Source organism: Acinetobacter sp. 231_lipA, assembly GCF_058243005.1.
This window is the reverse complement of sequence record NZ_JBZAYU010000002.1, coordinates 47,098-62,101: the sequence shown is the minus strand read 5'-3', so window position 1 is coordinate 62,101 and position 15,004 is coordinate 47,098. Positions and strand designations below refer to the sequence as shown.

The window sequence follows — 15,004 nt, the reverse complement described above, 5'->3', positions numbered from 1 at the left end:
AGAGCTGCAAGAGCTAATCAATAGAGGTATTTCTACGCCTGGGGGCATTTGTTTCGAAACCTGTTATCGAAATGCTCAAGGTGAGTGTTATCCGGTAGAAGTCAGTTCAGTCCTGGTGCATCTTGATGATGATGAGGTGTTCTTCTGCTCGGCACGTGATATTACCGAACGTAAAAAAGCAGAAGAAAATCTGCGTATTGCCGCAACTGCATTTGACTCTCAAGTCGGGATGTTGATTACAGATCCTCATTTGGTTATTTTACGTACCAATTGTGCTTTGACAGAAATTACGGGTTATAGCGAACAAGAGTTGATTGGGCACACGCCTAAAATCCTGCAATCAGGCCTGCATGACAAAAACTTCTATTCCAGCATGTGGAACGATATTCGCACCACGGGATCCTGGCAGGGTGAAATCTGGAATAAGCGCAAAAATGGTGAACTGTATCCACAGCATATCTTGATTGCCAGTGTACGGGATGAAAATGGCCTAACGACGCATTATGTAGCTTCCATTACCGATATTTCTGCCTATAAAGCTGCAGAAGAAAAAGTACACTTGCTAGCGTTTTATGACTCTCTGACCAAACTGCCAAACCGTAGCCTGTTTTTGGAACATCTTGACCAAAGCATGAGAGATGCAGAAAATAAAAAACAGCTCTGTGTGATTTTGTATATTGATCTAGATAATTTTAAAGCTTTAAACGATACCGAAGGTCATGAAACTGGGGATCGCTTATTACAGCAAGTCGCAACTCGTCTGTTAGAGTGTGTTGAAGCGAATCACATGGTTGCCCGACTGGGTAGTGATGAGTTTGTTGTGCTGCTCGAGCAGCTTGGTACTTCTGAGATGGAGGCTATTCAATATGCAGAAAAGACGGCAAAATGTATTTTACAGACACTTGCTCAACCCTACTTTTTTGCAGACTCTGAATATCGTAGTTCTGCCAGTATTGGAATCAGCCTGTGGGGGCTACAAGCGCATGAAAATGTCCAGGATCCGGTTAAACGTGCTGACATGGCACTGTCTGAAACAAAGAATTATGGTCGTAATACCTATCGCTTTTTCGACCCTTTGATTCAATCTCAGGTTCAGGAACGTGCGGAGATTGATGCCGGACTACGTCAATCCCTAGAAAAAAATCAGCTGGTGCTGTATTACCAGCCACAAGTGAATGGTGCACAACAGGTGACAGGAGTAGAAGCCTTGTTACGTTGGCTGCATCCAGTTAAAGGAATGATTTCCCCTGCTCGTTTTATCCCCATCGCAGAAGAAAATGGTTTCATTATTACTCTGGGTCAGTGGGTACTGGAAAGTGCCTGCCAACAATTGAGTGACTGGGCCAAGTATCCGCAAACTGCTCACCTCAGCATGGCTGTAAATGTTAGTGCTGGCCAATTTGCTCGTGATGAGTTTGTTCAAGACGTGCTCGAAATTCTGGAACGTACACAAGCTCCAGCACACTTACTAAAACTTGAACTCACCGAAAGCGCCTTAGTGATGCGGGTAGAAGACATTATTGAAAAAATGACGGTTCTTAAACGTTACGGGGTGGTGTTCTCTCTAGATGATTTTGGTACAGGATATTCTTCTTTAACTTATTTACAGCGGATTCCGATTGATCAATTAAAAATCGATCAAGGTTTTGTTCGGGATATTATGGTGAGTTCCAATGATGCTGAAATTACCAAAATGATCATTGTTTTGGCAAAAACTTTGGGAATTTCTGTGCTGGCTGAAGGTGTAGAAACCGAAGCTCAACGGGACGTATTAGAAAAACAGGGTTGTTATCATTACCAGGGCTATCTGTTTGGTAAACCGATGCCGATTGATGAATTTGAGCAGTATTTCATACTTCAGCAAACTCCGCATTGAATAGCTCTAGTTAAGCTATATGGATGGCTTTAGATCAATTTTTCCCAACATATTGCTAAGACAATAAAGTAATTTACCTGATAGCCAATACACAGCTAAAAGTGAAATAGAAAGAGTTTATCTAGGAGAATGGTGGCAGTCCAATATCTCTAAATTTTGATATATAATGTGATTTATATCGCATATTAAACCAAGTATATTGGTATTAATTAATTTCTCCACAGAAATAATTTTTAAGTTTTCAACCTGCATTTTCCCCAAAATGCAGGTTTTTTTTGTCTGTGATTTAGTAGATAACCTGAATCACGGATAAGAAATTAGCTTGAAAAAAAGGTGACTGAAAACCATTAGGGAGTTTCACACCACCCACGCCTTCAGTCACCATGTTCGATTTTACATATTTCTTCTGCATCATTGATGACTTTTTCAGAAATTTGAAGCAAGCTAGCTCCCATTTTTAGTCTTTAATACGTTTCTTCGCTTCGTCATAAACTATGCTGTCAGCTCGTTTCCCAACGGTGATGAGCAAGATGACTACTTGATCATCTTTGACTTGATAAACTAATCTGACCCCAGCCTTTAATAATTTAATTTTATAGCAGCCTGCAAGATCACCTCTGAGCATATTCTTGAGAATATGTGGCTGCTCTATGACCTTAGCGAGTTTCTTCTTAAATTGATCTCTGATAGCACTGGGAAGTTTTTCCCATTCAGCTGTGAAGTCCTTATGACGTAAAAGCTTATAAGTCATCTAAAGTAATTTCCTCGAACATTTCTTTAGGGTCATTAATTCGCTTGCGTACAGTCGCTAATAATTCAGCATCTTCTTCTGAGAGCAATGCTTTTTGAACAGGTAGTTTTCCTGTAGTTGCAATATACTCAAGTATGTTGGTGAAGAATTCAGTTGGTGCAATACCTTGTTCTTTTAGGACAGAAAATCATTTTTCTTTTAGGGCTTCATCGACCCTGAAGTTAACAGTAGCCATTACTTTTCCCATTTGTTGAATGCATGGAAATATTGTAATGCAATTTGCATTACATAGATAGTTCGTATAACAGCCATTATGTTAAATAGAATCAAAAAACCTCCAATAAAATCGTTATAGTATTATTATTTATTGAGTAGATAAGAGAATTAAATTAGTGAAATACTCAAATGAAAAAATAGTAAAAGCTCTCTTACTTTCTCCTTTACCACTACTTTTTTTCACAGCAGTCCTGTTTATCGTAATGAATCAGGAATACAGCCTATACTCGATTTTAGTGGTTCTTGTAGGGCACGGTCTTGTCTACTTGGCTTATTGTATTTTGACTGTACCTTTCAGCTTCATATTCTCAATTCTTTTAAATCGTTATAACAGTCTTAATTTATTAACTATCTGTATTGCCTCTATAATTATTGCTACTCCATTTTTTATTCTTTTTGGATGGAGTCACACAGGAGAAATTTCGAAAGAGTGGTGGAAGATGTATACAGATACATGGACTATCTTTATGGCTCTATTTCCTGGCTTATGTTATTGGCTATTTCTGATTAACCTAAAAGATAAGAAATCAAAGAATATTGAATAAACCATTGCATAGAGATTCTTAAATTTCCCTAAAATTAACATAATACACCTTATACGAAATTCAAAAAAAATAATATTATCTTTATGATAATTAAAGAAATTTAATACAATCTCCATTATATTAAATTCTCATTACATAGGCTAAGAACTGATGTGTGCTGAGAAAACAGGAGGTTTTAACTTGGTAAACTATAGACACTCATCAGGAGTTTACCATGAGCAAGAAACAGAAGACTTACACCGCAGAATTTAAAGTTGAAGCAATAAAATTGATTGAAGCCAATCAAGGCAATGTATCGGAAACAGCCAGACAACTTGGCATTTCAATGCAAACTCTTTCAAATTGGAATAATAAAGCAAAGACTGGCACCTTAGCAGGCACTAAACAATATTCACCTGATCTAAATGCCTTACTCGAAGAAAATAAAAAGCTCAAACAACAGCTCAAAACAGCTGAAATGGAACGTGAATTTCTAAAAAAGGCAGCAGCGTACTTTGCGAAAGAAAGTCAGTAAGGTACGCCTATATGAAACAGCAAAGACATTTATTCCCGATTAGCTTTATGGCTAGATTACTTCGCGTTTCAGTGTCACGATTTTATGATTGGCTAAAACGAGGCATGAATAAAAGATTGGTTCAGCGAAATCAACAGACAATTTTGGTCAAAATAGCTCATGAGGAAACTAAACAAAGCTATGGCTATATTCGATTAACTAAGCATTTACAAGCGCAAGGTATCAAAATCAGTACGTATGCTGTACGTCAAATAAAAAAGCTCAACCAGCTGTATTGTAAGCGTCATAAGCGTTTCAAAAGAACTACGAAGAGTGATCATAATCGAGCGATCTACGCAAATTTACTAGAGCAACAGTTTTCAATGACTAAGCCCAATCTTGCATGGTCAAGCGATATTACATACATTTGGACTGCTGAAGGTTGGTTATACTTGGCAGCAGTAAAAGACCTGTACACGAAACAAGTGGTTGGCTATAGCTTAAATGAGCGTATGACCGCACAACTTGTTTGCAATGCACTGACTATGGCGATTCGTAATCAAAAACCAACGAAAGGCTTAATTGTTCATTCGGACAGAGGCAGCCAATATTGCAGCCATGAATATCGAAAGATACTGGAAAAATGTGATTTTCAAGGTTCAATGAGCAAACGTGGGGACTGTTACGATAATGCACCGATTGAAAGTTTCTGGGGCATACTCAAGAATGAATTAGTGCATCATTGCAACTATAAAACCAGAGATGAAGCTAAAGCAGATATTACAAAATACATTGTGTTATTTTATAATCAGCGAAGAATTCAAAAGAGTTTGGATTTTAAAACGCCAAATCAAATAGCAGAGAACTTTTATCGGTTAGCTGCCTAGCATATCCCAAGTGAAAGTCTCCTGCTAATTCAGCACATATCATTCTTTGGGCCGGTTGTAAGATCATCTACTGAAGTACGTTTCTTCCATTTTGCGACGGTCTTTTGATTGATGCCGTAACGCTTGGCTAGCGTTCTTAAGCTCTCTTGACTATTTTGTATTGCTCGACGCACTGCCTGTGTCGTTGTGGCGCTGCTGTGTAGAACTTGTCCCATAGTGCTTCCTTCCATTTATCTGAGAATATTGCACCATTAAAATCTGGGACTAAACACCTAGTATCTTTTATTAGATTTGAAGGTTGTAGGTTGAGCTGAGCAACTTATGCCGAGGGGCTGACATTTATCAGACAGAGTATCCATTTCAGCTTTCGGTGCTGTCTAGAAATAAAGGGAAAGTTGTTTCAGGCGAGGACATCACTTTTGCAAAGATGAATGAGAGGTGTCTCTGCCTGAATATTTGCTTTTCTAGAATTGAGTGTCTAGAAATCAAATGAGGTTTGTAGATAATACGTTTGTGGCGCACCTACATACATTCCACCGACTTGATCCGCTGAACGAGTGTAGTATTCACGGTCAAATAGGTTCTTCACACCGAAGCCCACTTTGAGACCATTGAGTTGTGTGTTGGAAAAATCATAGGATGCCCGAATACCCACTAAACCATAACCAGGAATGTTGCCATAGCGTCCAGTAGCATCATGGGTGCCCGATGCGGTTTGACCAGATTGACCGTAGAAATTAGTGTTTAGTGTCCATTGATCAATTTTATAGTCTATTCCAGCATTGCCGACCAATTGTGAATAAAAGTCGAGATCTTGTCCTTTGTTTTCCCCAGCAGATGCGGTTGCTTTGGTGTAAGTGGTATTGGCATATAGCGAAATACCGCTGAGTTCGTCACTGATTGCACCGAGATTATATTTAAATCCGAACTCGGCTCCTTTGTGTTCAGTGGCACCTAAATTTGAGTAAGTTTGAGTTGCATCATCTCGTTTTAATTCATCAGAAAAATCAATATAAAACAGGGTGAATTCTAGGGATAGATATGGGTCTAAATAGTGTGTACCAATTTCATAATTATTGGCTTTTTCAGGTTGCAAGCCTTGCATGGTCAGATAGGCACCTGACGCATTGGTATTAGCCATTTGGCTATATTGTAGTGGTGCAAAAGATTTACCGTAGTTTGCAAAAATATTCCACAAATCATTGGCTTTATACATGACTGAAAAGCTTGGTAATACTGCATCATAGGATTTTTCAGCATGTACTCCGTTGAGTACCGATGCATCTTTATTTAATTTGTACATATTTTCGGTGGTTTTGATTTTCTCAAAACGAACACCAGGAATCAGAGACCATGCACCCACATCTGTGCGGTTGTCGATGAACAATGCATGTGCATCTGTTTTCCCGTCTGCTTTGGTCCAAGCATATTCATTTGTAGGGCCTGTGACCGTGTTATAGCTTGCACGATTAACCGCCTCTTCACTAGTTTCATGTAGATAGCGATAGCCCACAGAAACTTCATTTTCAGTAGTCCCAAGTTGGTACGCATGCGAATACCGTGGCTCGATTGCCGTCACTTTATAATTACGTGGCGCCGTTTGGTACAGTTTTGATCCACTACGTTCCATTCCTGCATCACGGAAGGTGTCAGTGTGATAGGCCAAAAGCTCAAAGGCATTGTCATCTTTTTTATAGCTGTATTTAACTGAACCGTCAGTACGATGCCCTTTCATATAATCATGATTGCGCAAGGACTGATATGGATTTTCAGCAAATTGAGCAGGGGTTAAACCTCCAGGCATATCTACATCTGCATCGTAGCGGTGTAGATTGGCTTCAATTTTTGCATATTCATCTATTGCATAAGCTGCTTTTAAGCGAATATCGTTGATGTCAGAGTCATCATTTTTATCGCGAAAACCCTCTCCATTAACGCCAGAATATAACAGCGCTAAGCCTAAACCGTTGTCTAAGGTTCCACCCACAAATAAGTTGGGGTTAAATTTTACATGACCGTTTTCTGCAATTTCTGTAGTGAGGTCTACCGTTCCAGCAAAGGTTTCAGGAATTGTACGCGAGTTAAAGTTAATAATCCCTCCTACATTTTGTGGTCCAAAGCGAACAGAGCCCGCGCCACGCACCACGTCGATACTTTCAGTATTGCCTAAACTAGTGGGTGCTAAGGAGAGTTGTGATTGACCATAAGGGGCAAACGAAAGTGGAACACCGTCCACGAGTACCTGTGAGCGTGGTGAAAACCGTGACGTTAAACCACGGACACCGATGCTTAACGATGCATCACTCCCTGCTGTTCCTGCATTTTCAGGAGCTTGAATACCAGGCACAGTGCGTAAAGCCTCTTTGACAGAAGTTACGCCTCGGTTAATCAACTCATCACGCTGAATGACTGTACGCGCTCCAGCATGATTTAGTACTTTCTGTGCATTGGCTTCATCTAACCAGTTGCCTTCGGCTTGCACAGTTATCGGGTTAAGCGTCACAGTAGGGTATGTATCGGCTGCATAAAGTATGGAGGGAAATAAGCAGAGGGTGAGGACTGATTTTTTGAAATGAGGGAGTAACACAAGAGATCCTTAAAATGATGTATAGGTTAAATGTGAAGAAAATACGGAGAATTTGTAAGTTTGTGAAATGATAAGCTGACTAGCGAGATCTGTAAATGATAATCGTTTGCTTTTTATTCAAGTGTTATATAAAAATTATTAGAATAAAGGGAATAGTGAAAGCACTTAAAAGTGAGCCGGCAATCTATACAAAATTCTTTTCTGAAAGTGTTCTGCAATATCAAACAGGCTGACAGTTTTCTAGAATATGAATACAGAAAGATAGATAAAAACGGTGGCTAACATTTGAGTAAAAATTGAACTTATTGCTGAGTTTAGCCTAAAAAACCAATGGCTTTCACTGGGAGGCCATTGGTTTTAGTGTATGTTGAATTTTGCTTAATCTGACATTAGTTTTACATTACAGATTGTTGGTCAAGTCCGCCTGAGTGTTATCAGATTTATCTTGAGCATGCTTTCCCCAGTTAAACTTCTGTGCACAGATGCCTAATCCAACAATAAACAATGCAAGTAAACTGGTATAGGTTACTTCTTTGAAATAAGTGCCTTCAACCAACATGGTAATAAGTGCGCCAATAATAAAGAAGATTGCAAGATACGTAAAATATTATATATTTCAATATGCTGATTCCATTCGGGAAAAATATCATTTGGGTATAGCTTTAGTGATTTAAGAGTTTGAAGAAACTGAGAGTCTATTTTTAACTTTTCTGGATGATCAACTATGTCATCAAATAATGCAGATGATCTATGAGTTAAAAATTTACCTGTAACAGAGGAGTGGTACGCCTTAGCATTAATTTTAAAGGCTTCATTACTATCATTTTTAACTATTTTTTTAAAATTTTTCGGTAAACCGTACATCATTTTATGATGATATGAACTTATATGACTCGTTATCACAAAAGATTCAAGAGATGAAATTTCTTCTAAAGAGGAATAAGAGTTTTGCATTAAAGGCCTAAGCTAAAAAATCAGAATTATGAAATTTCTCTAAAATTAACATAATACACCTTATACGAAATGTGTTATAATTTATTTTGAAATTCAAATACTTATTTCAAAGTTTATAGCCCAAACATCACTGTTTGGGTTTTTTTTATGATTTTTCACGTTCCACGCCTATTCTTTGACCAATGTTTCACGACTTTGTTCATATTAGTTAAACAATCGTGGTTAATCATAGGGGCTAAAAAAACGGCTCCAAAAGCCGGGGTATTAACAGCCTTCAATGCAGATGCAGAAATAGCTTTCGATCTTCAGCCGTACAAGTATCAGTGTTGAAAAAGAAAATTACGGAACTCACAGCTGCATAAAATATTCTCCGATCCTTGATGACTGGTCATCATTAAGGCTTTTGCCCTACTGCCCTTTGAACTGTAGCAATCCCTACTCCAAACTGTTTTGCCACACTTCTAAAAGTCGAGCCATCTTCCTGCATGGCTTTTTGTATTTCTGCATAATCAACTTTACGCTTTCTGCCCTTATATAAGCCTTTTGCTTTGGCTTTAGCAATACCTTCCTTTTGCCGTTCACGGATCATGGAGCGTTCAAATTCTGCAAATGCAGCAAGCATTTGGAACATGAGCTTATTTATTGCCGACTGTGCAACATCATGGCTAAAGGTCAGATTTTCTTTATGAAAAATGATGGTTATGCCACGATCATTCAGGCTGTTCACAATGTCGTTCAGATCATTCGTATTACGTGCCAGGCGGTCAATACTGTGAACATGCACCGTATCACCATCACGCAGATATTCGAGCATAGCGAGCAATTGAGGACGTTCACGGCTACCCCCACTTGCCTTCTCTATGAAGGTCTTATCGAGGTGGATTCCATCCAATTGACGTTCCGTATTTTGTTCCGATGAACTGACTCGGATGTAGCCAACCTGATTAGGCATTTTGTACCGTTAGATATTGGAGTTATAGATACATATTGTACCGAAATATAAAATTAAGTCTATAGATACGGTTTTAAGTCTGATTTTAGGTGGTGTTTTAAAAAGTATGCTGACATTAAATGAAGCCATTATTGATATAAAAGAATGCTAAGTCGAAGGCTTTAAAATGGTTTTCAAGCTTTTTCGAAAAATTACAGCTTCTTCTAAAGCCACGCCTAATTCGATGCCTTATTTTACAATTATTGCCTTCAATACCCACAGTAAAAAACTTACCAATACTTTGCTTGCAGTTTTTAAAAGTAGTGATGAAACTGTCCCAATGATCACTTGCAATTCGAGTGTAGTGAACACCTAATTGTTTAAGCTTTGCCTTCAGCAGTTGGACTGTAGCTAAATCTCTTTTACCCCAAACATAAGCAATAATCTCACCTGTTTCTCGATGGTAGGCGTAAATAAGCCATTGTTTATTATTTTTATTTCCTACAAAAGTCCAGAATTCATCCACTTCGATACATTCGTAATAACTTTGTTTAGGCTGAATTTGATATGTTGATTCACTTAAAGTGCGTAAAACTTTACCGATACTGATACGCTCAACTTCAGCAATATCTCGTATACCGCTGCCTCTGACCATTAACTGTAATATTTTACGAGTAATACCTGAATTACACCCTTGATAGCTGAGTGCATGGTCACCAATAAACTGACGTTTACAGTCTTTGCACTGATAGTTTTGTTTCCCATCTACCTTGATGCCATTTTTCTTTATACTATCACTGAGGCAGGTTGGACATTTGATTTCTAGGGTTATTCGCATTTTCCTATTTTATCAAAATCCAACCTGCTTTTTTTCAGCATACTTTTTGAAACACCACCTGATTTTATTAGGTCTTAAATTGTTCCGTTAGGCTATGCTTATACGTTCGATTCATAGAGATCTATTTAAGCTAGCGGTCTTTACTTTCATCTACGGTTATTATTTGAAAATCATCTCTGTACACGACAAATTTCATAGGGCCCTTGTCCTATCAGGCTTATTCTTTCTTAAAATTGCGAGCACTTTCTTAAATTCTTCTTTTTTTCCAAAACCAATCAAACGTAGAATAGCCATTTGAACATAGTCCAAACCGTAGCGAAATAAACTTACTGAAAGTCGTCCATGCTTCTTTATTTTTATCGCTTTTTTTCGATCATGTTGCCATTCACCTGTTAAATAGCACCAACAGAAACCGATAGCTAGCACTGCTATCAATTTCTTGACTCGTCTAGGGTCTGTTAAACGAGTATTTTCAAGATTGAATCCACGTCCTTTGAGACAACTAAATAACGTTTCGATTTCCCAGCGTAATGCATAATCACGAATAGCAGAAGCATTAAACATAGGAGAAACAACAAGTAAAAGTTCTCCATCTTCTAATCGTAGCGCACTAATATACAGTTTCACTCGACCAACCCAAATACGTCGTTTACGACATTCAGTTTGACCAACTTGAAGATGACGAAATAAATCACTAATTTTATGATTCTTGGCTAAGTGATTGGTCACAATAAAGTTTTTTTAACACGTATACAGAAGTTAATGTCATTTTCAATTAACCATGTAAACCATTTCTCACCGATAAATTCTCTGTCTGCGAACACATTCACAATACGATCTTTACCAAAAATGGAGATAAAGCGTTGAATCAAAGCAATACGCTCTTTTGTATCTGAATTTCCACGTTTATTGAGCAATGTCCAAACAACAGGTATCGCTATTCCACGATAGACGATAGCTAACATCAAGATATTGATATCTCATTTTCCCCATTTCCAGTTGGTTCTATCCAAAGTTAATTGGACTTTATCGAATGAAAATATATAGAAAATTAACTGAGAAATTTGACGATAATCGAAATAATGATCTGCAAAGAAGCGTTGTATACGTCGATAAAATGATTGTGGTAAGCACTTGATGGGTAAGGCTTTAGATGCAGAAGAAAGATTACATGTCTGTTTTACAATTAATGCAAGCATAATCAGTGTAAAACATTTTACATGTGACTTGTTCCACTTTAGATATTTGTTTAAGATGAGATGTAACTCATTGAAATGTGTCATCATATTCGTCGTCAGAAAACAAGTATTATGCCATTATTTCAATGAGTTATCTTTTTTTGTCGTGTACAAAGGAAAATCATAATGGGATAGGCGTGTATTAAACCCCTACCCTATAATGTTATATTCTGCTCATTGATTTTCTTCTAGTATTTTTAAATGCTCTAGAGAAAACTGCTTCAATTCCATTATTTCTTTTAAATTTTGCGGATACATCTTAGCCGCTTCTTCAAATAGCTCATTCATTTCAGGCGCAGAGTATTGGTTATCAACATTCTTAGCAAAAAGTAAAATACTTGAAAGAGAGAGATAACCTTTTATATAGACCTGCATCATTGTATTAAAGGCAATCAGAGCATCATCAAAGGATTTATATAACATGGTTTCTTGTTGATCATCTGCCTTATAAAAAATAAGATGCTCGTCATCTGTAGGTTGTAATAAGATTTGTTCCTGTATAAGCATTGCCTGGCATGCCTGTTCAAGTGACATATTCTCAAATACAGGTATCAGTTTATTTTGTTCAACGATAAAATTAACAACATAACCTTGATCTGTCTTCGTAAGTGTGTGGTTAGGAATGTAATGATTAGTTTTCATGTTCTACCTTAATGGATGAATAATTAGTTCATAAGTCTATTAATTAGCTATCAAAATATGACGTAAACTGATATCAAGCTTATTTTACACCTTATAGTAAAAAGTGTAGCAAGTTGCTACACAGTCATATAACGTCTTTTCCAAATATTTCATTCAATCGTTTTCTATTTTCTTTTACAAAATTTGAATTATTTTTTAATTTATATTTCATTTCTTTCTTAAATTCACTCATTGAACTGCCAGCTACAGCAAAATCCATTTGGAACATAATATCATTAACTATCACATTTGCTTGAGATTCAGTTAAGCACCCTTCTGTCTTAAACCACTTACTAAACTGTTTATAATTTGGGTCATTTGCATAGATGTACCAAGACCTTACGGTCATATCGAACTTCGCACCTAATTCTTTAACAAGCGCATTATCATCAAAATTGACATCTAAATAGATTTGAGTCTTATCATTAGTATTAGATACAACAACTTCAGTGGCATGCCTATTAAGAATTTTAAATCGAACTCCGACAATAGGTCGACCTTTCTTGATGGTATCGTATTCTAATTGAAGACTAGTCCTTTCATTAATTTCTTCAATAATTTTGTCTAAAACGTATCGTCTAAAATCAACCCAACGATCGTATTTTTTCTCTCCAATATCAATTAATGCTTTGATATTCTCAAGTGAAAGTTCAACCTCATAAGAATCTTGATTAGCATACTTAAATTCATTTTTTATAAAGTATGAATACAAACTCATACTGGTTACAGAGTCCAAAGCAAATAAATCTTTCAATTGATAGGTCGTAAAATTTCCATTTGCTAAACGAGTAAAATATGGAAGTACTTCACTGGTGAAACGTATCTGCAAAGCATTTTTAGCATCATCTTCCCAACGGAGTTCACGAATAATTGGTACTACTGAGTGTACTTTTTTAACTTTACGCTTATTATCATCCACGGACTCTTCAATTACAAAATGAGCTACTCGTGATGATAATTCTTTATAAATACGATCAATAGCAACATTAATGGAATTCTTTTTATCTAATCCTAATAGTTCGCCTAAATCATCTTTATGCAAATAAATATAAGTTTGCTCTGTAATTTCACGATCTTGATTATTCTTTTCACCATAATTCGCAACAGCCATTGCATAAAGAAGAGCTTTATACTCATTAGATGATAATTCAATTGGTCTAATCAGACGGTTACTAGTGCTGACTACTCCATTATGTCGAATATTACCAATACAATAAGGTAGATGTTCTAATTCTTCTGGTTCGTTGTGATTGCTCATGAGTGGAAAGATTAAAATATTTTCTACATGTTATACACAAAAGTGGAAGAAGATGCAAACCGCTCACTATTCTCTCTTACTAACATTAAATTAACTCAGTTTATGCCCATCAAACACCTTAACAGTGGAAGAAGTGTCACTATTAAAGTGCAATTTTGATACTATTCAGCCTTATGGTGGAATAAATATAAAATTAAACACTTTTAAGTGACGACTCTTCCACCTTTGATAATTTATCCGTGTCGCTAAAGCAATCAATTTGAAAGTAGGAATAGCCTACAGCACCACTAAAGTGGAATTACCCAACACATATTCCACTATTAAAGTGACAAGCCTTCCACCATTCCGGTATTCTTGACTATCAAACATCATATTATTAATTAAATTTTATACAAATAGTTTATCCACAGAATAAAAAACAACTAATGACAAGTCTTCCACCTTTATTTCAATAAAAACAAACTTATCAACACCACAAGCAGTTGACTTGTATTGTTTTAAATTAAAAAAACCACATTAAAATAAATCACAATGACAAGTCTTCCACCATAGTGACAAACCTTCCACTTATCGGTGACAGACCTTCCACTCATTAGTGACAAACTTTCCACTTATCGGTGACAGGCCTTCCACTTATCAATGACAGGCCTTCCACTTATTAGTGACACGCTTTCCACTTTAAAAACCTTATCTGGTTGTTTTTAAAGAAGTAAAATTTGTCTAATTATAATTAACTAATTAACTAATTAATACTAATTAAAATTAGCTAGCTATATTTTTAAAAAAAGTTAAGAAATGTTTTTCCCACATCTTTTGAATTCAAATGATAAAAATATGACAAAGGAACTGTAGCAAGTTGCTACAAATATCTTTATATTAAATGAAATCAAAGTAAATTCCTTAAGACAAATATGTCAACTAAAATTATTGCTGTAGCTAATCATAAAGGTGGTTGCGGGAAAACAACTACTGTAGTACATCTTGCTTCAGAACTTGCTGAATTAGGAAATAAGGTCTTAGTAATTGATCTGGATCCACAAGCAAATGCAAGTTTACATATAGGATTAAGACACCCTAGCGAAGTTGAAACTACATCAGCGGAATTACTCATTGGTGATATAAGTCTATTATCGGAAGCATTAGAAGAAGAAACAAAGTTTAAAAATGTTTCCTTAATATATGGCTCATTAACTCTTGGTAAAACTGAAGATCAATTGAAAGATGATGCACCAAGACCAACCGAGGAACTTTCAAATAAATTGAAAATTCTAGAAGGATTATATGACTACATTCTTATTGATTGCCCTCCGAGTTTAAAATTATTAACCAGCAATGCTTTAGCCGCTTCGACACATGTTATTGTTCCAATCGAATCTGGTTCACAATACGGTCTCTATGGTGTTACTGATTTAATTAATCATTTAAGTAAAATTAGAAGAGTTAACCCTGAATTAGAACTCTTAGGTGCTTTATTAATTAAACATGATGAGCGTCAGAATGTATGTAAATTAATAAAAAATGAAGCATTTAATCAAGTTGGAGAATTATTGCATACCACAATTCCGATGAGCACTAAAGTTAATCAAGCTGCAATTTTGCAACAACCTTTATTATCTGTTGATAAAAACTCAAAAGTTCGAAAAGCTTTTGAAACTTTAGCACAAGAAATTGTTCAGCGTGTCAAATAAT

General features: G+C 36.4%; 11 protein-coding genes and 4 pseudogenes. 4 read left to right on the top strand and 11 right to left on the bottom strand.

Features of this window, described 5'->3' with window-relative positions:
• Positions 1 to 4: 4 nt before the first annotated feature.
• Entirely contained in the window at positions 5 to 1,876 is a 1,872-nt protein-coding gene (locus tag AC4CUX_RS18645; protein ID WP_490792687.1) for a putative bifunctional diguanylate cyclase/phosphodiesterase, read from the top strand.
• A gap of 457 nt (positions 1,877 to 2,333) precedes the next feature.
• On the opposite strand, the gene AC4CUX_RS18640 is transcribed toward AC4CUX_RS18645, so the two are convergent.
• On the bottom strand, positions 2,334 to 2,627 hold the full coding sequence (locus tag AC4CUX_RS18640; RefSeq protein WP_490792648.1) for a type II toxin-antitoxin system RelE family toxin: 294 nt from the start codon (positions 2,625 to 2,627) through the stop codon (positions 2,334 to 2,336).
• A pseudogene (locus AC4CUX_RS18635) lies at positions 2,617 to 2,862 on the bottom strand (type II toxin-antitoxin system RelB/DinJ family antitoxin). The gene AC4CUX_RS18640 and the pseudogene AC4CUX_RS18635 overlap by 11 nt, the downstream one beginning before the upstream one ends.
• A gap of 157 nt (positions 2,863 to 3,019) precedes the next feature.
• Between AC4CUX_RS18635 and AC4CUX_RS18630 the strand changes: the two are divergent.
• Positions 3,020 to 3,448: a hypothetical protein gene (locus AC4CUX_RS18630; protein ID WP_000877730.1), complete on the top strand. Its 429-nt coding sequence runs from the start codon at positions 3,020 to 3,022 to the stop codon at positions 3,446 to 3,448.
• Between the two features lie 214 nt (positions 3,449 to 3,662).
• Positions 3,663 to 4,828 (top strand): IS3-like element ISAba21 family transposase gene (locus tag AC4CUX_RS18625; protein ID WP_195726420.1). Its coding sequence is split into 2 segments (ribosomal slippage): positions 3,663 to 3,921 and positions 3,921 to 4,828, totalling 1,167 coding nucleotides; the frame shifts between segments, so codons are not numbered across the junction.
• 44 nt (positions 4,829 to 4,872) lie between these two features.
• On the opposite strand, the pseudogene AC4CUX_RS18620 reads toward AC4CUX_RS18625, so the two are convergent.
• The 9 genes and pseudogenes from AC4CUX_RS18620 to AC4CUX_RS18580 form a co-directional block, all read right to left on the bottom strand.
• Positions 4,873 to 5,043, bottom strand: a pseudogene (locus AC4CUX_RS18620) (IS481 family transposase); the annotation flags it as partial.
• 263 nt (positions 5,044 to 5,306) lie between these two features.
• Entirely contained in the window at positions 5,307 to 7,415 is a 2,109-nt protein-coding gene (locus AC4CUX_RS18615) for a TonB-dependent receptor family protein (protein ID WP_490792647.1), read from the bottom strand.
• Positions 7,416 to 7,815: 400 nt separating this feature from the next.
• A pseudogene (locus AC4CUX_RS18610) lies at positions 7,816 to 8,022 on the bottom strand (GABA permease); the annotation flags it as partial.
• Positions 7,941 to 8,369 carry a hypothetical protein gene (locus tag AC4CUX_RS18605; protein ID WP_002124576.1) on the bottom strand — a complete coding sequence of 143 codons (429 nt, stop codon included), beginning with the start codon at positions 8,367 to 8,369 and terminating at the stop codon, positions 7,941 to 7,943. The gene AC4CUX_RS18605 and the pseudogene AC4CUX_RS18610, both read right to left, overlap by 82 nt.
• 394 nt (positions 8,370 to 8,763) lie before the next feature.
• Positions 8,764 to 9,321 carry a recombinase family protein gene (locus AC4CUX_RS18600; protein ID WP_004763415.1) on the bottom strand — a complete coding sequence of 186 codons (558 nt, stop codon included), beginning with the start codon at positions 9,319 to 9,321 and terminating at the stop codon, positions 8,764 to 8,766.
• Positions 9,322 to 9,436: 115 nt separating this feature from the next.
• The gene (locus tag AC4CUX_RS18595; RefSeq protein ID WP_053578120.1) at positions 9,437 to 10,138 is read right to left on the bottom strand and encodes an IS1 family transposase; all 702 of its coding nucleotides are present in this window, start codon (positions 10,136 to 10,138) and stop codon (positions 9,437 to 9,439) included.
• A gap of 192 nt (positions 10,139 to 10,330) precedes the next feature.
• Positions 10,331 to 11,421 (bottom strand): annotated as a pseudogene (locus AC4CUX_RS18590) (IS4 family transposase).
• A 129-nt stretch (positions 11,422 to 11,550) separates the two neighbouring features.
• Positions 11,551 to 12,018, bottom strand: coding sequence for a hypothetical protein (locus AC4CUX_RS18585; protein WP_279693812.1), 468 nt, complete (start codon positions 12,016 to 12,018; stop codon positions 11,551 to 11,553).
• Between the two features lie 124 nt (positions 12,019 to 12,142).
• Positions 12,143 to 13,315, bottom strand: coding sequence for a replication initiation protein (locus tag AC4CUX_RS18580; protein WP_126039364.1), 1,173 nt, complete (start codon positions 13,313 to 13,315; stop codon positions 12,143 to 12,145).
• Positions 13,316 to 14,226: 911 nt separating this feature from the next.
• On the opposite strand from AC4CUX_RS18580, the gene AC4CUX_RS18575 reads away from it, so the two are divergent.
• Positions 14,227 to 15,003 (top strand): ParA family protein, encoded by a 777-nt coding sequence (locus AC4CUX_RS18575; protein WP_058952656.1) that lies wholly within the window; start codon positions 14,227 to 14,229, stop codon positions 15,001 to 15,003.
• Position 15,004 lies beyond the last annotated feature (1 nt).

Coding starts and splice junctions, on each gene's coding strand:
- AC4CUX_RS18575 (WP_058952656.1), top strand. CDS start 14,227: ATGTCAACTAAAATTATTGCTGTAGCTAATCATAAAGGTGGTTGCGGG.
- AC4CUX_RS18580 (WP_126039364.1), bottom strand. CDS start 13,315: ATGAGCAATCACAACGAACCAGAAGAATTAGAACATCTACCTTATTGT.
- AC4CUX_RS18595 (WP_053578120.1), bottom strand. CDS start 10,138: ATGCGAATAACCCTAGAAATCAAATGTCCAACCTGCCTCAGTGATAGT.
- AC4CUX_RS18640 (WP_490792648.1), bottom strand. CDS start 2,627: ATGACTTATAAGCTTTTACGTCATAAGGACTTCACAGCTGAATGGGAA.
- AC4CUX_RS18605 (WP_002124576.1), bottom strand. CDS start 8,369: ATGCAAAACTCTTATTCCTCTTTAGAAGAAATTTCATCTCTTGAATCT.
- AC4CUX_RS18600 (WP_004763415.1), bottom strand. CDS start 9,321: ATGCCTAATCAGGTTGGCTACATCCGAGTCAGTTCATCGGAACAAAAT.
- AC4CUX_RS18585 (WP_279693812.1), bottom strand. CDS start 12,018: ATGAAAACTAATCATTACATTCCTAACCACACACTTACGAAGACAGAT.